This window comes from Rhizobium sp. 01T444, from assembly GCF_056398305.1.
Genome location: NZ_JBFTPD010000044.1, coordinates 1 through 19,096, shown reverse-complemented (window position 1 = coordinate 19,096; position 19,096 = coordinate 1). Strand labels below are relative to the sequence as shown.

General features: G+C 60.1%; 22 protein-coding genes and 1 tRNA gene. 14 read left to right on the top strand and 9 right to left on the bottom strand.

Translation table 11 applies throughout. The features are described from left to right. Window positions 1-145: 145 nt before the first annotated feature. Complete coding sequence (locus tag AC1DTN_RS34320) at window positions 146-430, top strand: hypothetical protein (protein WP_477924547.1); 285 nt, start codon at window positions 146-148, stop codon at window positions 428-430. Window positions 431-516: 86 nt separating this feature from the next. On the opposite strand, the gene AC1DTN_RS34315 is transcribed toward AC1DTN_RS34320, so the two are convergent. Next, window positions 517-603 (bottom strand) — tRNA-Leu (locus AC1DTN_RS34315). Window positions 604-771: 168 nt separating this feature from the next. Here AC1DTN_RS34315 and AC1DTN_RS34310 point away from each other — a divergent pair. Further along, window positions 772-1,179, top strand: a complete 408-nt coding sequence (locus AC1DTN_RS34310) for a BA14K family protein (protein ID WP_477924545.1) — start codon at window positions 772-774, stop codon at window positions 1,177-1,179. Window positions 1,180-1,182: 3 nt separating this feature from the next. Here the strand turns inward: AC1DTN_RS34310 and AC1DTN_RS34305 are convergent, their stop codons facing one another. Next, window positions 1,183-1,476 (bottom strand): Rdx family protein, encoded by a 294-nt coding sequence (locus AC1DTN_RS34305; RefSeq protein ID WP_007813273.1) that lies wholly within the window; start codon window positions 1,474-1,476, stop codon window positions 1,183-1,185. 183 nt (window positions 1,477-1,659) lie between these two features. Here AC1DTN_RS34305 and AC1DTN_RS34300 point away from each other — a divergent pair, with 183 nt between their 5' ends. Further along, on the top strand, window positions 1,660-2,709 hold the full coding sequence (locus tag AC1DTN_RS34300; RefSeq protein WP_477924567.1) for a glycoside hydrolase family 25 protein: 1,050 nt from the start codon (window positions 1,660-1,662) through the stop codon (window positions 2,707-2,709). A gap of 67 nt (window positions 2,710-2,776) precedes the next feature. Here AC1DTN_RS34300 and lepA read toward each other — a convergent pair whose 3' ends face one another. Then, on the bottom strand, window positions 2,777-4,609 hold the full coding sequence (gene lepA, locus AC1DTN_RS34295; protein ID WP_037100640.1) for a translation elongation factor 4: 1,833 nt from the start codon (window positions 4,607-4,609) through the stop codon (window positions 2,777-2,779). Window positions 4,610-4,685: 76 nt separating this feature from the next. After that, the gene (gene tenA, locus AC1DTN_RS34290) at window positions 4,686-5,384 is read right to left on the bottom strand and encodes a thiaminase II (protein WP_477924544.1); all 699 of its coding nucleotides are present in this window, start codon (window positions 5,382-5,384) and stop codon (window positions 4,686-4,688) included. A gap of 130 nt (window positions 5,385-5,514) precedes the next feature. Here tenA and AC1DTN_RS34285 point away from each other — a divergent pair, with 130 nt between their 5' ends. Together AC1DTN_RS34285 and AC1DTN_RS34280 are read left to right on the top strand one after the other, a co-directional pair. Then, window positions 5,515-6,084 carry a helix-turn-helix domain-containing protein gene (locus AC1DTN_RS34285; RefSeq protein WP_477924542.1) on the top strand — a complete coding sequence of 190 codons (570 nt, stop codon included), beginning with the start codon at window positions 5,515-5,517 and terminating at the stop codon, window positions 6,082-6,084. A 29-nt stretch (window positions 6,085-6,113) separates the two neighbouring features. Then, a complete protein-coding gene (locus tag AC1DTN_RS34280) occupies window positions 6,114-6,632 on the top strand; it encodes a GNAT family N-acetyltransferase (protein WP_439017074.1) in 519 nt (172 codons plus the stop codon). On the opposite strand, the gene AC1DTN_RS34275 is transcribed toward AC1DTN_RS34280, so the two are convergent. Continuing rightward, on the bottom strand, window positions 6,614-7,240 hold the full coding sequence (locus AC1DTN_RS34275) for an HAD-IA family hydrolase (protein WP_477924539.1): 627 nt from the start codon (window positions 7,238-7,240) through the stop codon (window positions 6,614-6,616). The two genes, AC1DTN_RS34280 and AC1DTN_RS34275, sit on opposite strands and share 19 nt — an antisense overlap. A gap of 153 nt (window positions 7,241-7,393) precedes the next feature. On the opposite strand from AC1DTN_RS34275, the gene AC1DTN_RS34270 reads away from it, so the two are divergent. The 3 genes from AC1DTN_RS34270 to AC1DTN_RS34260 all read left to right on the top strand — a co-directional run bounded on the left by AC1DTN_RS34270 (window position 7,394) and on the right by AC1DTN_RS34260 (window position 9,968). Beyond that, window positions 7,394-8,419 carry a histone deacetylase family protein gene (locus tag AC1DTN_RS34270; RefSeq protein ID WP_439017075.1) on the top strand — a complete coding sequence of 342 codons (1,026 nt, stop codon included), beginning with the start codon at window positions 7,394-7,396 and terminating at the stop codon, window positions 8,417-8,419. Window positions 8,420-8,429: 10 nt separating this feature from the next. After that, a complete protein-coding gene (gene recX, locus AC1DTN_RS34265) occupies window positions 8,430-8,981 on the top strand; it encodes a recombination regulator RecX (RefSeq protein WP_439017076.1) in 552 nt (183 codons plus the stop codon). A 93-nt stretch (window positions 8,982-9,074) separates the two neighbouring features. Next, window positions 9,075-9,968, top strand: a complete 894-nt coding sequence (locus tag AC1DTN_RS34260; RefSeq protein ID WP_477924537.1) for an EamA family transporter — start codon at window positions 9,075-9,077, stop codon at window positions 9,966-9,968. Between the two features lie 4 nt (window positions 9,969-9,972). Here the strand turns inward: AC1DTN_RS34260 and AC1DTN_RS34255 are convergent, their stop codons facing one another. Next, window positions 9,973-10,440: a group III truncated hemoglobin gene (locus AC1DTN_RS34255; RefSeq protein WP_113325688.1), complete on the bottom strand. Its 468-nt coding sequence runs from the start codon at window positions 10,438-10,440 to the stop codon at window positions 9,973-9,975. Between the two features lie 172 nt (window positions 10,441-10,612). On the opposite strand from AC1DTN_RS34255, the gene mbfA reads away from it, so the two are divergent. Next, entirely contained in the window at window positions 10,613-11,596 is a 984-nt protein-coding gene (gene mbfA, locus AC1DTN_RS34250; protein ID WP_113325689.1) for an iron exporter MbfA, read from the top strand. A 65-nt stretch (window positions 11,597-11,661) separates the two neighbouring features. On the opposite strand, the gene AC1DTN_RS34245 is transcribed toward mbfA, so the two are convergent. Then, the gene (locus AC1DTN_RS34245) at window positions 11,662-12,261 is read right to left on the bottom strand and encodes a transglutaminase-like cysteine peptidase (protein WP_477924535.1); all 600 of its coding nucleotides are present in this window, start codon (window positions 12,259-12,261) and stop codon (window positions 11,662-11,664) included. A gap of 210 nt (window positions 12,262-12,471) precedes the next feature. Then, window positions 12,472-13,269: an alpha/beta hydrolase gene (locus tag AC1DTN_RS34240; protein ID WP_439017078.1), complete on the bottom strand. Its 798-nt coding sequence runs from the start codon at window positions 13,267-13,269 to the stop codon at window positions 12,472-12,474. 180 nt (window positions 13,270-13,449) lie between these two features. On the opposite strand from AC1DTN_RS34240, the gene infC reads away from it, so the two are divergent. From infC to pheT, 5 genes are all read left to right on the top strand, one after another. Beyond that, the gene (gene infC / locus AC1DTN_RS34235) at window positions 13,450-13,986 is read left to right on the top strand and encodes a translation initiation factor IF-3 (RefSeq protein WP_113325702.1); all 537 of its coding nucleotides are present in this window, start codon (window positions 13,450-13,452) and stop codon (window positions 13,984-13,986) included. Between the two features lie 298 nt (window positions 13,987-14,284). Further along, window positions 14,285-14,488 (top strand): 50S ribosomal protein L35, encoded by a 204-nt coding sequence (gene rpmI / locus AC1DTN_RS34230; RefSeq protein WP_004108077.1) that lies wholly within the window; start codon window positions 14,285-14,287, stop codon window positions 14,486-14,488. Window positions 14,489-14,527: 39 nt separating this feature from the next. Continuing rightward, entirely contained in the window at window positions 14,528-14,932 is a 405-nt protein-coding gene (gene rplT / locus AC1DTN_RS34225) for a 50S ribosomal protein L20 (RefSeq protein WP_007813309.1), read from the top strand. 148 nt (window positions 14,933-15,080) lie between these two features. Continuing rightward, window positions 15,081-16,163 carry a phenylalanine--tRNA ligase subunit alpha gene (pheS, locus tag AC1DTN_RS34220; RefSeq protein ID WP_439017079.1) on the top strand — a complete coding sequence of 361 codons (1,083 nt, stop codon included), beginning with the start codon at window positions 15,081-15,083 and terminating at the stop codon, window positions 16,161-16,163. 15 nt (window positions 16,164-16,178) lie between these two features. Next, a complete protein-coding gene (pheT, locus tag AC1DTN_RS34215; protein ID WP_477924533.1) occupies window positions 16,179-18,602 on the top strand; it encodes a phenylalanine--tRNA ligase subunit beta in 2,424 nt (807 codons plus the stop codon). 50 nt (window positions 18,603-18,652) lie between these two features. Here pheT and AC1DTN_RS34210 read toward each other — a convergent pair whose 3' ends face one another. Beyond that, a complete protein-coding gene (locus tag AC1DTN_RS34210) occupies window positions 18,653-19,012 on the bottom strand; it encodes a nuclear transport factor 2 family protein (protein WP_113182234.1) in 360 nt (119 codons plus the stop codon). Between the last annotated feature and the right edge of the window lie 84 nt (window positions 19,013-19,096).

Sequence of the window (19,096 nt, the reverse complement as noted above, 5' to 3'; positions counted from 1 at the left end):
TATCCGATTTCGTTCTTGTGCGAGGCTTGCCTTAGCCAGCGCGAAAATAACCAACAACCGGGCGGTTTCCGTCCGCCGGCTGAGTGGTTTCCCGATAGTCTCTTGGAATTATTTGCTATTTTGCAACGCTCTGCGTCGACGCTGCATGCCTATGATTTTTGAGGGGTTAGAAAGCGCTCTGCTCGGAACGAGGCGCTTAAAGAATCCGGTCGATCTTATGCTGGATATGCAGATTAGGCATCAAACCAGCCGTATGCGCGGCGCGATAAGCATTGCGCGCAGCATCGAACGTCACGCCCCACATGATGGCGCTGAGAAGAAACGCGATGATGTAAACTTGAATGCGCATGATTCCATCAAAATGCGGCATATCGGCATTTATGTGGCAGTGCCAAGCGTCGCTCGAGATCAAATTATTGTCGGTGAATAAAGACGCAGAAAACGACCACCACAACGGTGGGCACAGATAACAGGAAGAACCTGTATCTGTTTGATCTCATTAAGGATCAATGGGAATGGTGCCCAGAAGAGGACTCGAACCTCCACACCCTTTCGGGTACCAGCACCTGAAGCTGGCGCGTCTACCAATTCCGCCATCTGGGCGACGGAGAGCCATGTACGGGGGTCGCTCTTTGCTGTCAACAGGGTTTTTGAAGTTTTCCTGACAGTCTGTGAAAAAGCTTCACGAAGTCGTGGTCGCACCCAGGGGGCAGTGGATGGCGTGGCCTGTTTCTCCACCCTATATAAAGGGATATTGGAAAGGAACGCGCCATGTTCGACCTTCGCCCCGCTCTTCTTGCCGGTTTGCTTGCCGCAGTGCCGTTGGCCGGGGCCAATGCCGCCTCGCCGTCGCTTGGGCCTCTCAATACGCAGTCGACGATCTGCGATTATCGTGGCTGCTTCGGCTTCGGTCCGCAGCAGTGGCATCGCCCAGCCTACGTGCAGCCGAACTATCGCCCGCCGAATGCCGCCGGTCCAAAATATTACCAGCCGCCCGGACAATTGCCGCCGCGGCTGACCTACGATCCGCCGCAGGCACCACGCGTGCAGCCTTCGGCAGATAATCAGGCCCGCCATCAGCAATGGTGCCGGAACGAATACCGGTCCTACAATCCGCGCACCGATCGCTTCCTGACCTATGAAGGCATCTACAAGACCTGCAACTCGCCCTATAATTGAGCGTCAGCTCTCCAGCGAAGCGCGGTCGGTATGGCCGAGGTCGCGGTCGGGCTCGATGATGTCGCGCACGCGCTGCTTGAGTTCCTTCGGCCCCGGAAAACCGCCGTCGCGCTTGCGCTCCCAGATCAGATCGCCGTTGACGCGGATTTCGAAATTGCCGCCGGTGCCGGGAATGAGCGCCACCTCGCCAAGGCTGTCCGTAAAAGTCTGCAGCAGTTCCTGCGCCATCCAGGCGGCGCGCAGCAGCCAGTTACACTGGGTGCAGTAGAGGATGGTGACGCGGGCTTTCTCGGTCATGGGAGGCTCCTTTTTTCAAGGGATCTAGAGAGTCGCGAGAGGCCTCGCAATCCGCTGACGCCGAATCAGCGAAGAGAAAGTTCGGATTCAGTCTTTTTTGATAATTTTCCGTTAGCTATTCCGGATTGGTGTCTTCGCAGAATGGCTGAAGCGCCCTGGTTCTTGTTTTGCGTAACGGTGCTCATGCGTTCCACGGCTATCCCAGCGATCCTCGTTGCCTGCCTCGCTCTGGCGGGCTGCTCGTCGGCTTCCGGTCCGGAAAGTCTTTCAGCCGGCGTCACTTCGAAGCCTTCGAAGGAAATCACGGCTTCCGTTACCCCGCCGCCGGCACCTGTGCCGCAGGCAACACTCGCTGCAACTGAAACGGACGATGCAATGCCGCAGGCAAGCCTCGCCTGGGAAGCGCCCGTGCCGGAGTCCCGCGCCTTCTCGGCAGTGACGCCTTCAGCCACATCGCAGCCGGGTATGCCGGTTCCGAGCGAACGCCCCGTCGAATTTGCCATGGCGGCAGCACCTGCCATCGAACCGCCGACGCACGGCCGCTCGCGCGTCTATGGCTACGGTTTCCGCGATGCCAAGCCGATCAACTTCGGCAAGATCTCTCCGCGCAAGCTCGCCGTCCACGGCGTCGACGTCTCGCGCTGGCAAGGGGACATCGATTGGGAGACGCTGAGGACCCGCGGCGCCAACTTCGCCTTCATCAAGGCGACCGATGGCGGCGATCATCTGGACCCAATGTTCAGGACCAATTGGCGGCGCGCCAAGGAAGCCGGCATCAAGCGCGGCGCCTATCACTTCTTCTACTGGTGCCGCACGGCCGGTGAGCAGGCCGACTGGTTCATCCGCAATGTGCCGCGTGATCCTGATGCATTACCGCCCGTCATTGACGTGGAGTGGAACGGCGAATCGAGCTGCAAGGTGAAGCTTTCGCGCGCCCGTGTCCTGGAAAAAATGCAGGTCTTCATGGAAAAGATCGAGCGCCATTACGGTAAGCGCCCGATCATCTATACGGCCCCGGATTTCTACGCGGACAATCTCGAAGGCGCCTTCCAGAACTATCATTTCTGGCTGCGAGCAGTCGCCGAGCATCCTTCGAAGGTCTATCCGAACCGCAAATGGCTCTTCTGGCAATATTCCGGTTCGGGCCTGTCGCATGGCGTCGAAGGCCGCATCGACCTCAATGTCTTCCGCGGCAGCGAGGACGAATGGCACCGCTGGGTGGCCGGGCTTTAAGACGCAAAAGGCTGGCTCAATGGCCAGCCTTTCGTTCATATTTTGGGCTGAATCCGGATAGCTTAACCTACTCGTCGCCCATCTTCAGCGCAGCAATAAATGCTTCCTGCGGAATCTCCACCTTGCCGAACTGGCGCATGCGCTTCTTGCCGGCCTTCTGCTTGTCGAGCAGCTTGCGCTTGCGGGTGGCGTCGCCGCCGTAGCACTTCGCGGTCACGTCCTTGCGCAGTGCCGAGATCGTCTCGCGGGCAATCACGTTGCCGCCGATCGCGGCTTGGATCGGGATCTTGAACATGTGCTTCGGGATCAGCTCCTTGAGCTTCTCGCACATGTCGCGGCCGCGCTTTTCGGCGGCCGTCCGGTGCACCATCATCGACAGAGCGTCGACCGGCTCGCCGTTGACGAGGATCGACATCTTCACGAGGTTGCCCTCGCGATGGTCGGTGAGCGTGTAGTCGAAGGAGGCATAGCCCTTCGAGATTGATTTCAGCCGGTCATAGAAATCGAAGACGACTTCGTTGAGCGGCAGGTCGTAGGTCAGCATCGCGCGCGTACCGACATAGGTGAGCTCGATCTGGATGCCGCGCCGGTCCTGGCAGAGCTTCAGGATACCGCCGAGATAATCGTCCGGCGTCAGGATCGTTGCGCGGATCCACGGTTCGTGGATTTCCGAGATCTTGACGACATCGGGCATGTCGGCCGGGTTGTGCAGCTCGCGCTCCGTGCCGTCGGTCATGTACATCTTGTAGACGACGGACGGTGCGGTTGCGATGAGGTCGAGATCGAACTCGCGCTCCAGCCGTTCCTGGATGATTTCGAGATGCAGAAGGCCAAGGAAGCCGCAACGGAAACCGAAGCCGAGGGCAGCAGACGATTCCATTTCGAAGGAGAAGGAAGCGTCGTTGAGGCGAAGCTTGCCCATGGCGGCGCGCAGATCCTCGAAATCGGCCGCGTCGACCGGGAAGAGACCGCAGAACACCACTGGCTGCGCCGGCTTGAAGCCCGGCAGCGCTTCAGCCGTCGGCCGCTTGTCCTCGGTGATTGTATCGCCGACGCGGGTATCGGCCACTTCCTTGATCGAAGCGGTAATGAAGCCGATTTCGCCGGGGCCGAGGCTGTCGACATTGACCATCTTCGGTGTCAGCACGCCGACGCGCTCCACCTGGTATTTCGCATCCGTGCCCATCATTCGCACGGTCTGGCCCTTGGTCAGCACACCGTCGATGACGCGCACCAGAACCATGACGCCGAGATAGGTATCGTACCAGCTGTCAACGAGCAGCGCCTTCAGCGGCGCCTTTTCGCCGCCCGGGCTCTTCGGCGCCGGCAGCTTGTGGACGATCGCTTCCAGCACATCGGGAATGCCGAGGCCGGTCTTGGCCGAGATCAGCACGGCTTCCGACGCATCGATGCCGATCACTTCCTCGATCTGTTCCTTGATGCGGTCGGGTTCGGCGGCCGGCAGGTCGATCTTGTTGAGAACGGTGACGATCTCATGGTTGTTGTCGATCGCCTGGTAGACGTTGGCGAGCGTCTGCGCCTCGACGCCCTGCGAGGCGTCGACGACAAGCAGCGAACCCTCGCAGGCCGACAGCGAACGAGAGACTTCATAGGCGAAGTCGACGTGGCCGGGCGTGTCGATGAGGTTGAGAATGTATTTCTCGCCGTTATTCGCCTGGTAGTGCAGGCGCACGGTCTGGGCCTTGATGGTGATACCGCGCTCGCGCTCGATATCCATATTGTCGAGCACCTGCTCAGACATTTCGCGCTCGGCGAGGCCGCCCGTCGTCTGAATCAAGCGGTCAGCAAGCGTCGATTTGCCGTGGTCGATGTGGGCCACGATCGAGAAGTTGCGGATATGGGATAGCGGAGTCGTCGAATTGGTGCTCATGCGCGCCATATAGCAGCGCGCAGATCGCCCGCAAAGCGGTAATTATACCGGGGTTTACCCTATTTTGCAGACTGTGGCGTGTGGCTCAGACCGGCCAGGTCTCCAGCCGCCAGGCCGAATCCCAGAACATCCATTCATATTGGGAGGCGCGCACGAARACCTCCATCATCTGCTGGCGCTCCACCGGCGAGGCGGCGCGGGCGGCAATGTCAGTCAGCGCGATCACTTCGCGCGCGCCGGCTGCAAATTGCGGATCGCCATAGGTGTTGATCCAGGCCTGGAACACATTGCCCTCGATCGCCGGCCTGCTCTTGATGCCTTCGCCGACATGCCAATAGATCCAGAAGCAGGGCAGGATCGCCGAAAGTGCCACCGCATAGGAGCTGTGATAGGCCGTCGCCAGCAGGAAATTCGTATAGGCAAAGCACGAGGGCGAGGGCTCTGCCGCCGTCACATCCGCGCTCGAAATCCCGAACTGCGTCAGGAAACCGGCATGCAGACCCTGCTCGACGGTGATCGCTTTCTGAGCCGACCCGAGAAAGCGCAGCACCTGCGCATTGTCGGGCGCCTTGGCCGCGACGATGGCGAGGCAGCGAGCATAGTGCTTCAGGTAGATCGCATCCTGCAGGATGTATTGGCGGAAAACCTCCGGCGGCAGCGTGCCATCCGAAAGTCGTTCCAGCAGCGGCAATCGCTCGATCTCGGCCATGATGGGCTTGATCCTGTCCCAGGCGGCAGCCGTGAAGCTCTCCGCCGGCTCAGTGCCTTGCGCAATACCGTCCATCTTGCTCTCCGCTCTTGAATGGCCGCTGCCATATATCGACGCCGCCATGGTGAAAGCAAGGCTGCTCGCGAGGACTTGATTCCATCATTGGATCATGCATTTCTCTTATGGTGGAATCATGGATTGACAAATGGAACAGGAATTCGAGCAGGCAATCGGCATCCGTATTCGCATGCTGCGGACGGAAAAGGGGCTGACACTGGATGATCTCGCTACTGCTTCCGGCGTGAGCCGCGCGATGATCTCCCGGATCGAGCGCGCAGAAGCGAGCCCAACGGCCTCGCTGTTGGCGAGGGTCTGCGCCGCGCTCGGCCTGTCGCTTTCAGAGTTTTTTGCCGATGAAGGGCAGGAAGCGTCGCCGCTCTCGCGTCGTCAGGACCAGCAGATCTGGCGCGATCCGGAAACCGGCTATATGCGCCGCGCCGTCTCGCCGCCGGGCACAGCCTCGGATGTCGATATCGTTGATGTCGAATTTCCGGCGGGCGCACGGGTCAGCTTCCCGCCGCATACCGCCAGCCGCGGCATGACACAGCACGTCTGGCTCTTCGATGGTGAGTTGGAAATGACCGTCGGCGAGACCGTCCATCGCCTCAAGCCAGGCGACTGTCTCTTCATGCCGGTCGGCGACGGCCATGTCTTTCACAATCCGGGTCACGCGCCGGCACGCTATTGTGTCGTGCTGGACCGCGGCGACCGTTAATTCACACGCTCATTTACAGGGGACCTATCATGCCGACCATCCGCCTTCTCTCCGCCGCCGAGGCACACGCGGCGATTCCCGACCTGTGCGACGTGCTTGCCGATTGCGTCAATGGCGGCGCCTCGGTCGGTTTCATGCAGCCCTATACACCTGCGGATGCTGAACCCTATTGGCGCGGCGTCGCCGAAGCCGTGGCCGATGGCGCCACTCTGCTCTTCGGCGCCGAAATGGATGGCAAAATAATCGGCACCGTCCAGGTCGGCGCTGCGCAGATGCCGAACCAGCCGCACCGCGGCGATCTGAAGAAGCTGCTTGTTCACCGCTCCGCTCGCGGCCATGGTTTGGCGCGCCTGCTGATGGACATGGCCGAACGGGAAGCGGCCCGTCGCGGCAAGACGATTCTCGTCCTCGACACGGCAACCGGCAGCGATGCTGAAGCCATCTACCCACGTCTCGGCTGGGAGCGGGTCGGCGTCATTCCCGATTATGCGCTCTGGCCTGAAGGTGGCCTGTGCGCCACCACCTTCTTTTACAAGCGCGTGGCCTGATCGCGTTGTGTAAAGGCGTCTATCGCGTCGGCCAGTCTTGAAGCCGGCGTCCAATGCAGAGCCTTCCAGCCGAAATCCTTGGCCGCCACGATATTCTCCTCGACATCGTCGATGAAGCCGATGTCATCAGGGGCAGCGCCAACGTCTTGCGTCGCAAGCCGGAAGAAATCGCTGAAAGGCTTTCGCGCGCCAAGTGCGGCAGAATAGAACATGCCGTCGAAAAGCGCGCCGAGCCCCAGCACGTCACTCAGGTAAGCAGCGCGCTGGTGTTCCTGGTTGGTGGCGAGGTAAAGAAGCGTGCCCTTGTCCTTTAGGCGGGCGAGATCGTCGAGCAGCTGCCGGTCGAGGCGGGAGTCGTTTTCGAACCAGTAGTCGAGCAAGGTCTGGGCGTTAAGATGCGGTGCGATCCGGCCGAGAACCTCCGTCAGGCGGGGTTCGATCGGCTCCTGGCCGGTGACGATGCCGACCCAGTAAGGCTTGAAGAATTCCTGTTGAAGCAACGGCGCAGGCAGACCTAGGTCGCGCTCCAGATAAGTGAAGAGCGGCAGACCATCCGCCGGCCGTCCGTGAACCAGCACGCCATCGACATCGACCATCAGGATTTTCATCGGGCTTAATCTCTTGAGGAAAAGGGACGCATTCTGAAATCGGGTTGAACGTGGCGTCATCTGCAGTGGCGATCAAGGCGTGTTCAGCGCTTTTTTCTTTAGACGGGCCTGTGTAAGGCTTGAGTCTGACAGACTGATTTGCGGAGGACACTCGTGCGCGTCATCTATTCCGAAGACCACAAGCTGCGTGATGCGAAGACGGAGCTGCATGATGGCCAGCTCGTGACGCCTTTCGAGGCACCGTTCCGGGCGGAATGGATTCTCGCCGCAGTGAGGGAGGCGGGCTTTTCGGATGTCGTCGCCCCCGAACCGCACGGTCTCGAAACGGCGCGCAAGGTGCATGATCCGGCCTATCTGGAATTCCTGGCGACAGTGTGGGATCGCTGGGTGGCGGCAGGATATAAGGGCGAGGCGATCGCCAATTCCTTCCCCATCCGCCGCACCAGCCAGCGTGTGCCCGAAAACATCGTCGGCGTGATCGGCCATTATGCCAATGCCGCCGACACGTCCATCACCAAGGGCTCTTACGAGGCAGCTGTTGCCTCCATGCGCTGCGCGATGACAGGTTCGGACTGGCTGAATGCCGGCCACCGCTTCGCCTTCGCGCTCTGCCGCCCGCCGGGCCATCACGCGGGCATCGATCTCTTCGGCGGCTATTGCTTCATCAATAATTCCGGCGTGGCGGCCCAGCGTCTGCTGGATCATGGCGCCAGGAAGGTTGCCGTGCTTGATGTCGATTTCCATCACGGCAACGGCACGCAGGATCTCTTCTATCGTCGCAGTGATGTTTTCACCGCCTCACTGCATGGAGATCCCATCCACGCCTTTCCCTATTTCCTCGGTCATGCCGATGAAGCGGGCGAAGGGCAGGGCGAGGGCGCCAACCGCAATTACCCGATGGCGCCCGGCACCAGTTTCGATGTCTGGTCGGCAGCCCTTGCCGATGCGCTTTCTCGCATCAAGGCCTTCGGTGCGGAAGCCATCGTCGTGGCGCTTGGCGTCGATACGTTCGAGCGCGATCCGATTTCCTTCTTCAAGCTGAAATCGGAGGACTTCATTCGCATGGGCGAGATGATCTCAGCCGCCGGCCTGCCGGTCGTCACCTGCATGGAGGGCGGCTACGGAGTGCCGGAGATCGGCCTCAATGTCGCCAATGTGCTCAAGGGTCTGGAAGTCTGATCTCCTCCTGATGACCGACGAGACCGTTCCATCCGATATCCCGACGCCCCGCATGCTGAGCTGGGCACGCAACTCGACCATCTATCGTCTCGAGCGGCGCATGATGACGGAAAAGCAGCTCTTTGACGCCATCACCCGCAAGGCGAAGGAGAAATTCGAGGACATCAGCGCAGCGCAGATCAAGGCTGTCGCCGATTTCGCCGTCAAATTTGCCTATGACAACAAGGCGATCGACGATAGCGCCTATGCTGAAATCAGCACGCGTTCCGCCGTGCGCAGCGGCAAGTCGAAGCGCGCCATTGCCCAGAAGCTTGCGGTCAAAGGCGTCTCCAGCGACAAGGTGGAGGTTGCACTCGAAGAGGCTGACGATCTCTATGCCGCGGCGATATTCGCCCGCAAACGCGCCTTCGGCCCGTTCCGCCGCGTCGAGCTTGATGAAAAACGAAAGGCAAAGGAGCTCTCTGCCTTCGCCCGCAACGGCTTCAGCTTCGAGATCGGCAAGAAGGTTTTCGGTATGAGCTTCGAAGACGCCGAAGAGGTGATCCTCTCAGGCCGCCTCTGATATCGCATCAAGCCTTTTGCTGCCCCGATCAGAAGTTTGAATTTGTCGCTCATGCGCTGCTCTCCTATGAAGAGCGCGCAATCGGAGAAGCACATGGAAGAAAGAACGAGCGCCGGACCGGGCACGCTAACGGCGAAGACGCCTGCTGCATTTGGCGGTGTGGCTGCCGGCGGCTTGATGTGCCTCATGTCCATGTCCTCCATCCAGTTCGGCGCGGCGCTGTCCTCCTCCGCCATCGCCACCTATGGGCCGGTCGGTGCCACCTGGCTGCGCCTCGCCTTCGCTGCCATCTTTTTGGCAATCGCGGTGCGCCCGCGCATCTTCAGCTACAGCCGCGCCCAGTGGACAAGTGCCCTGGTCCTCGGCACGACCACGGCGCTGATGACGATGAGTTTTTTCTCGTCGATCGAGCGCATTCCGCTCGGTCTCGCCGTCGCGATTGATTTTCTCGGACCGCTTTCCGTCGCGACCATTGGCTACGGATTGAGCCGGCGCCTCATCTGGCCGCTCATTGCCGCTTTCGGCGTTCTGGCCCTCGCTCATGACGGGGAAGGCTGGGTTGGCGATCCCCTTGGTGTTCTCTTTGCATTTGGCGCGGGAACCGGCTGGGCGATCTATATCGTGCTAACGAAGAAGATCGGCGCAAGTTTCAAGGGGCTGGAAGGGCTTTCCATGTCGCTCATGGTTGCCGCGGTGGTCGCAACGCCCTTCGGTTTTGCCGGCGCCGTGCCGAAGCTTGACGCCTACGGCCTGATTGAAATGGCGGGCCTCGCCATTCTGGTGCCACTGCTGCCCTACACACTGGAGCTGATCGCGCTGCGGCGCATGCCGACGGCCTCCTTCGGCATCCTCATGAGCCTGGAACCCGCCATTGCAGCCCTCGCGGGCTTCGTCATTCTGGCACAGCCTATGACGCTTCTGCAGATGGCCGGAACGGCTTTGGTCGTCGCCGCAAGCGCTGGCGCGACCTTTTCGGCAAGGCAGTAAAGCGTCAGCCCATCTTCTTCGCGGGATCGTCAAGCGCTGGATTGTAGAAGAGCGACAGCGTCAGGCTCTTTGCGATCCGCTCCGCAGTCGCCATGAACCACTCCTTGGCTTCCGGCGTCGGTGCCACATCGTCGAGCGTTTGCGAAAACAGCGAAAGCCATTTCGGGAAAAGCTCCGGCGTCATGTTCGCAACGCCGAGATGCGCCTGCACCGGCTTGCCGCCATAGGCGCCGCTGCGGAAGGCGACGGACGACCAGAAGCTCTTCATCTTCTGCATATGTTCGGGCCAGCGGCCGGAAAGCCGCGCATCAAAGACAGGTCCGAGCTCGGGATGCCTGAGCACCCGCCCGTAGAAAGTCTCCACCAGCTTCGAAATGAAGGCCTCGTCCACGCCGATCGCCTTCATCTCGGCCTCGGCTTTTTCACGGATCGCGGCAACATGCGCGGCCCGTCCCTGTATCTCGCTATTCATCTTTAACCCCGGTGCCGCGTGCTGCAGCAGCTTCCATATAGGTTGACGTGCTGCCTCAGCAAAGCGCGATCGGCAGATCGCGGCATTCTGTCAATCCCGCCGGGCTTCGATCTTGACCCACGCGGTTTGCCTCTTTAGATTTAGAATAATTCTAAATTACTGGAGATTCCTTATGTTGGCCCGTTTTTTCAGATCACCGAAACGTTCCTTCCGCTCTCTCTCCGAGCAGGAAATCCTGGCGCTCGCCATCGCCTCGGAAGAAGATGATGCCCGCATCTATCTTGCTTACGCGGAGCATTTGCGACAGGAGTTTCCGGCCTCCGCCAAGGTGTTTGAAGATATGGCGGAGGTGGAGGACACGCACCGAAAGTCGCTGATCGAAATTCACCGCCAGCGCTTCGGTGAACGCATCCCGCTGATCCGCCGCGAGCATGTCGAGGGCTTTTATGAGCGCAAACCGGACTGGCTGCGTGCCAACCTGTCTCTCGATGCCATCAGGCAGGAAGCCGAGGCGATGGAGGAGCAGGCCTACCGCTTCTATGTCGAGGCGATCAAGCAGACCTCCGATGCCTCCACCCGTCAGTTGCTTGGCGATCTCGCTCTCGCCGAACAGGGCCATGAGGACATCGCCCGCATGCTGGGCGACAAGCACACGCCTGACGATGTAAAAAAGGAGGAGGATGAGACCGCGCGCCGCCAGTTCGTGCTGACCTATGTGCAGCCGGGCCTTGCCGGTCTGATGGATGGTTCGGTCTCGACGCTGGCGCCGATCTTCGCTGCGGCTTTTGCCACGCAGGATACCTGGCAGACCTTCCTCGTCGGCCTGTCGGCCTCGGTCGGTGCCGGCATCTCCATGGGCTTCACGGAGGCCGCCCATGACGACGGCAAGATCTCGGGCCGCGGTTCGCCGATCAAGCGCGGCCTTGCCTGCGGCATCATGACGGCGCTCGGCGGTCTCGGCCACGCGCTGCCCTACTTGATCCCGGACTTCTGGACCGCGACCATTACCGCCGCCATCATCGTCTTCTTCGAGCTCTGGGCGATCGCCTTCATCCAGAACAAATATATGGAGACGCCGTTCCTGCGCGCCGCCTTCCAGGTGGTCGTCGGCGGCAGCCTCGTGCTCGCAGCCGGTATTTTCATCGGGAACGCGTGAAGCATAGCTCAGAAATGAAAAAGGCCGGCTTTCGCCGGCCTTTCCCACAGTCCCCTCAAAATTAATTATTTCAGAGCGCCGACCAGAACGTCGCGGCCATTCTCGATGGTGACCCAGCGACCAGCATTGAAGCTCGACTGGCGCTTGATGAAGCTATAGGGCGTCGCAAACCACGGCTTGACGTCGGAAGCCAAGTTGTCGAGCACGAAATCGCCCTCGGCAGTACGCAACGTCAGCACCGCATGACCTTCACCATCAGGCTTGCGGACAACTGTCATCAGCAGATCGGCAGGTGAGAAGCCGCGCTGGATGAGGATACGGCGCTTCAGAAACGCGAAGTCCTCGCAGTCGCCAGCCGTGGTTGGATAGGCCCAGACCTCGTCCTTGCCGTAGATTTCCTTGTCGGTCATCGGCGTGATGGTGCGGTTGACGGTCGCGTTGACCGAACGGACCGTGGCCCACTTGGCGCCGGTCATGGCGACCGGACCGGTATTGCGGTTGGCACCGCATTCGCTGCGGTGCGTCTGACAGAAGTCGTAATGACCGACCGGCTGCGATGTCGCATTGCCGGTCACCATGGAGGCATTTTTGCTAGGAGCCGGAATAGCGGCCGGCGCCATTGCAAACACGGCCATCATGGCCACGAGGAAACCCTTGATCCGCACGCCCTACTTCCCTGCATCGCCCTTCATTTATTAACAAACAGTTAACGGAGAGGGCTGAAAGGAGTCAATCGTTACTTCTTGGGAGGGCCTTGCAACTCGTAGACATGGTTAAAATGCAACATAACCTTAGGGATATCTGAGCATAACTTGCTCAACCAAAGTCCTCTATTCGGGCAGTTGCATATTCTTTGGTGGACGACTGGCTTCAGTCTATCGGATGAGGCCTTTGACGGCGCTGCGCAGCCGCTCGATGTCCTGGGGGCGCGACAGCCTGTGGTCGCCGTCGCGGATGAAGGTCAGCACCACGTCGTCGGCAGGAAGATGTTCCACGAGTTTCATCGCATGCAGATAGGGCACGTCAGCATCTTTCATGCCCTGCAGGATATGGATCGGGCAGCCTGTTTCGATAATGCCGGTCAGCACCCGGTTCTGGCGGCCGTCCTCGATGAGGGCGCGTGTATAGATGTTGGGCTCCGGGCTATACTGCGAGCGTTCCTCGAAATAGCCGCGCTCCTCCAGCGAGGCGCGTTCCTTCTTCTTGAGGTGCGGCTCGATGAGATCAGAGGTGAAGTCCGGCGCCGGCGCTATCAACACCATGCCTTCGAGCTTTGGACCGCCGTCTTTCGCAAGCTCCTGCGCCACTCTGAGTGCGATCCAGCCGCCCATCGAAGAGCCGATGAGGATCATCCGTTTGGGGGCGGTATCGCGGATCACCGCGAGCGCCTCCTGCAGCCACCGCGAGATCGTGCCGTCGGTGAAGGTACCGCCGGAAAGCCCGTGACCGGAATAGTCGAGGCGGATGCAGGCGGCACCCAGTTCCTCCGCCAGCCGGTCGATTTCGACGGCCTTGCTGCCGCTCATGTCGGATCGGTAGCCGGATAGCCAGACGAGGGCGGGAAGATCGGCGCCTGTCCGCGCCGGCCGCAGCAGCATGGCGATCTGCCGCGCGTCCTCGTCTTCACCGACTGTCAGGAACTTCGGCTGAAGAATGGGCATCTCGTCGGACATTGGGCAGAACTCCTATTATTTTGGTCTATAAAACAGATTCTTGACAGGCTGACAGCAGGTGATTTTTCCGCTATAGGGTGTTATTGAATCCGTTGCAGTGATGGCGTGACCCGTTTGTGCCCCCTTTCGAACTGGGACACGAAGCTGCAACGTTCCGAACAACGCGAGGAGAATACGACCATTCGCAGACCCTTTAAAACCGACGCGCCCGTAAAGGATGGACCGCGTTCGAACCGTGAAATCCGCATTCCCAAAGTTCAGCTGATTGGGGCGAACGGTGAGAATCTGGGCGTCGTGCCTACTGACCAGGCCTTGAGAATGGCGGAAGAAGCCGGCCTCGACCTCGTCGAAATTTCTCCCAATGTCGAGCCACCGGTGTGCAAGATCCTCGATCTGGGCAAGCTGAAATATGCCAACCAGAAGAAGGCCGCCGAAGCGCGCAAGAAGCAGAAGGTGGTTGAAGTCAAAGAAATCAAAATGCGTCCGAACATCGACACCCATGACTACGAGGTGAAGATGAAGGCGATGGGTCGCTTCTTTGACGAAGGTGACAAGGTGAAGGTAACGCTGAAGTTCCGCGGCCGCGAAATGGCCCACCAGGAACTCGGCATGAAGCTTCTCCAGCAGGTCAAGGCCGACACGCTTGAGATTGCCAAGGTCGAAGCCGAGCCCAAGCTCGAAGGCCGCCAGATGATGATGGTGCTGGCGCCGAAGTAACCGGTGCCGCATCCTTTCGCTCAAAGCCGTCCGACAGGGCGGCTTTTGTGTTTCTTGCGGGTGCAAGAATCATCATCCGCCCCGTTGCACTTTCATGACGCTGCGGTTATAAGCGCGCGTCCGAACTGACCGGCAGGGCATGCCGTGGCAGTTTCGAATGCTTGCGGGCAGGTTTCGTCACTGGCCCCGCAGATCAACAACAAACGCTCCCACGCCTTTGGCGAAGACCGTAACAGGGCTTTCGCAGAAGGGCTTCTTTGATGAAGCGGGTGAGGAGCTCTCAGAACGGAGTAGCAAAATGCCCAAGATGAAGACGAAGTCCTCTGCCAAGAAGCGGTTCAAGATCACCGCCACCGGCAAGGTCAAGGCGGCTGCCGCTGGCAAGCGCCATGGCATGATCAAGCGCACGAACAAGTTCATTCGCGATGCACGCGGCACCATGGTTCTGGCAGAACCCGATGGCCGCAAGGTTGTGAAGAACTATCTGCCGAACGGTCTCTGAGACTATTCCGGTAACGCGTTAGATTAAGGAGATCATGAAATGGCACGTGTAAAAAGAGGCGTCACCGCCCACGCCAAGCACAAGAAGGTTCTGAAGCAGGCCAAGGGTTTCTACGGCCGCCGCAAGAACACCATCCGTACCGCCAAGGCTGCCGTTGACCGCGCCAAGCAGTACGCATACCGCGACCGCAAGGTTAACAAGCGCAACTTCCGCGCCCTCTGGATCCAGCGTATCAACGCTGCCGTCCGCGAATTCGGCCTGACCTACGGCCGCTTCATCGACGGCCTGAACAAGGCTGGCATCGAAGTCGACCGCAAGGTTCTCTCCGACATGGCAATCCATGAGCCGGAAGCATTCGGTGCCCTGGTTGCTGCCGCTAAGAAGGCCCTTGAGTACCTCAAGGAAACCGGCACGGCTAACGAGTTTGAAGGCGCGGTTCGTTAACCAGCGCTTCCCAAGCTTGACGCTTTTTTGAATTTTGGGAAACCCGCGCTGGTTTGGGCTAGCGCGGGTTTTTCTTTCTTTGTACTGCTTGCGCGGCCTTGCCGCGCCCGCCTTTCGAACGCCGCCTGATCTGGACGGAAAGAAGACAATGTCAGATATCGACCAGCTTAAATCCTCTCTGCTTGCCGAAATTGCCGCCGCCAATGACGAGCCTGCGCTCGAAACCGTTCGTGTTTCCGCGCTCGGCAAGAAGGGCTCGATTTCTGAGCTGCTGAAGACGCTCGGCGCCATGACGCCGGAAGAGCGACAGACCCGCGGCGCAGCAATCAATGCACTGAAGAACGAAGTAACCGACGCCCTTGCCGACCGCAAATCGGTGCTGAAGGAAGCTGCGATCAATGCCCGTCTCAAGGCCGAAACGGTCGACGTCAGTCTGCCGGTCCGTTCCTCGCCGGCCGAGCGCGGCCGCATCCATCCGATCAGCCAGATTGTCGACGAAATCACCGCAATCTTCGGTGACATGGGTTTCTCGATTGCCGAAGGTCCCGATATCGAGACCGACTATTACAATTTCACGGCTCTGAACTTCCCCGAGGGACATCCGGCCCGCGAGATGCACGACACCTTCTTCTTCAATCCGGATGAGAAGGGCGAGCGCAAGGTTCTGCGCACGCATACCTCGCCGGTGCAGGTTCGCACGATGGAATCGCAGAAGCCGCCGATCCGCATCATCATCCCCGGCAAGACCTACCGCCAGGATTCCGATGCCACGCATTCGCCGATGTTCCATCAGGTCGAAGGCCTGGTCATCGACAAGAAGGCCAATGTCGCCAATATCCGCTGGGTGCTGGAGGAGTTCTGCAAGACCTTCTTCGAGGTCGACAGCGTGACGATGCGTTTCCGCCCGTCCTTCTTCCCCTTCACCGAGCCCTCCTTCGAGGTCGACATCCAGTGCGACCGCTCCGGTCCGATCGTCAAGTTCGGCGAAGGCACCGACTGGATGGAAATCCTCGGCTGCGGCATGGTCCACCCGAACGTGCTGCGCTATGGCGGGCTCGATCCGGACGAATATCAGGGCTTTGCCTGGGGCATGGGCCTCGACCGTATCGCCATGCTGAAATACGGCATGCCCGACCTGCGCGACTTCTTCAATGCCGATGTCCGCTGGATGAACCACTACGGCTTCCGACCGCTCGACATGCCGACGCTGTTCGGTGGCCTGAGCGTTTAAGGGAGGATTGAACCTATGAAATTCACGCTCTCCTGGCTTAAGGATCATCTGGAAACGGATGCCACGCTCGATGAAATCTGCACCCGCCTGACTGAGATCGGGCTGGAAGTGGAAGATGTCGACGACAAGGCGGCCTTCAAGCCTTTCGTCATCGCCAAGGTTCTCTCGGCTGAGAAGCATCCGCAGGCCGACCGTCTGAAGGTGCTGATGGTCGATACCGGCCAAGGCGCTCCGGTGCAGGTCGTCTGCGGCGCACCGAATGCGCGTGCAGGCCTGATCGGCGCCTTTGCCGCTCCCGGCACCTATGTTCCCGGCATCGACGTGACGCTGTCGGTCGGCAATATCCGCGGTGTCGAAAGCCGCGGCATGATGTGCTCGGAAAAGGAACTGCAGATCTCCGACAATCACGACGGCATCATCGACCTTCCGGAAGATGCGCCCGTGGGCACGAGCTACGCCGCCTATTCCCATCTCGACGATCCGGTCATCGAGATCAACCTGACGCCGAACCGTCCGGACTGCACCTCGATCTATGGCATCGCCCGCGATCTTGCAGCCTCCGGCCTCGGCACGCTGAAGACGCGACCTGCTCCGTCCTTCGCCGTCGAAGGCGAAACGCCGGTCAAGCTGACGCTCGATCTCGATGATCCTAAACTCTGCCCGGGCTTCGGCCTGCGGCTCGTGCGCGGCGTGAAGAATGGTCCGAGCCCGCGCTGGCTGCAGCAGCGGCTGCTCGCCATCGGCCTGCGCCCGATCAATGCGCTCGTCGATATCACCAACTACATGACCTTCGACCAGGGCCGGCCGATGCACGTCTTCGACGCCGCCAAGGTCAAGGGCAGCCTGACTGTGCGTCGCGCCAAGGAAGGCGAAACCGTGCTGGCGCTCGACCAGCGCGAATATAAGCTCGGCCCGAACAATGTCGTCATCGCCGACGAGAACGGTATTGAATCGATCGGCGGCATCATGGGCGGCGAACATTCCGGCTGTGATGAAAAAACCGTTGACGTGCTGATCGAATCCGCTCTCTGGGATCCGATGAACATCGCCAAGTCTGGGCGCGCGCTCGGCATCATCACCGATGCGCGCTACCGTTTCGAACGCGGCGTCGATCCGGAATACATGGTTCCCGGCCTCGAGCGCACGACGGAACTGGTGCTGGAACTTTGCGGCGGCACGCCGGCAAAGGCCGAGATCGTCGGCTATAAGGGTTACGAGCCGAAGGTCGTCGACTTCCCCTATTCGGAGGTCAAGCGGTTGACCGGCCTCGAGGTCTCGACGGACGAAAGCAACACGATCCTGACCCGTCTCGGCTTCAAGGTTTCCGGCTCCGGCGAACGCGTCTCCGTGGCGGTTCCCTCCTGGCGTCCTGACGTGGACGGCAAGGCCGATCTCGTCGAAGAGGTCATGCGCATCCATGGCGTCGACAACATCAAGCCAGCGCCGCTCGAAAGTCATGCTGCTGTCAACGGTCGCATCCTGACGACGCTGCAGATCCGCACCCGCTCCGCCAAGCGCGCGCTCGCCTCGCGCGGCATGCTGGAAGCCGTCACCTGGTCTTTTATTCCGGAAGATCAGGCAAAGCTGTTCGGCGGTGGTTCTCCGGCCCTCAAGCTTGCCAATCCGATCGCAGCCGAAATGTCGGACATGCGCCCCTCGCTGCTGCCGGGTCTGCTGACGGCCGCCCAGCGCAATGCCGATAAGGGCTATGGCGATGTGGCGATCTTCGAGGTCTCTGGCACCTACGAAAACGACACGCCGGAAGGCCAGCGGCGCGTCGCCGGCGGCATCCGCCGTGGCACGGCATCGCTTTCCGGCGCCGGCCGCATGTGGTCGAATGCGGCAAAGGGCGGCGGCCAGCCGGTCGATGTCTTCGATGCCAAGGCCGATGCGCTTGCCGTTATCGAAGCCTGCGGCCTGCCGACGGGCAATATCCAGATCGAGCGGGGTGGTCCGGAATGGTATCACCCCGGCCGTTCCGGCACGATCAAGATGGGTCCGAAGGTGATCCTCGGCTATTTCGGCGAGTTCCATCCGACCACGCTTGAAAAGCTTGATGTGTCCGGTGCTCTCTGCGGCTTCGAAGTCTATCTCGATGCCATGGCCGAGCCGAAGAAGAAGGCGACCCGCACCAAGCCGGCGCTCGAACTTTCGCCCTTCCAGGCCGTCAGGCGCGACTTCGCCTTCGTCGTCGACAAGACGGTGGAAGCCKGCGCCATCATCAAGGCGGCCACCGGCGTCGATCGCAAGCTTATCACTGGCGTCAACGTCTTCGATATTTTCGAAGGTGCCTCGGTTGGCGAGGGTAAGAAATCTGTTGCGATCGAGGTCCAGATCCAGCCGGCCGACCGCACGCTGACCGACGAGGATTTTGAAGCGCTGACGCAGAAGATCGTCGCCAGCGTCGCCAAGTTCACCGGCGGCGTCCTGAGAAGCTGATCCGGCTAACAGAAAGTTTGAGAAGACCGGCGGCGCAAGCTGCCGGTCTTTTATATGTGAAGATGATAGAGCTTGCTGACGATCGTCCAGCGTCCGTCGATCTTCAACAGTGACAGATAGTCGGTGAAGCGCATGCCGGCAAAATCGTCGGTCACTTTCACAGTCGCCGCATCGCCGGAAATATCGATGCTGCCGATGTCCATATAAGGCTGAGTTCCGGGTGGTGCGGCCCCTTCCTCAAGGATTGCCGCGATGAATTCATCGCGCGAGAGCCATTCCACCGCATTCTGATAGTGCCCGATGATCGAGCTCTTCGGGTGAAAGGCTTTCTTCAGGGCTGCTTCATTGGCGAAGGCCATGCCCTCGACATAGAGATGAACCGTCGCTTCGATTGCCTGCCTGTCGGCCATATCGACACCTCGCCTCACATTCTGAAGGAAATGATAGCGGGGTCGTCGGCGAAGGCAAGGCTGGGAGAAGGAGAGCGGCCGGCG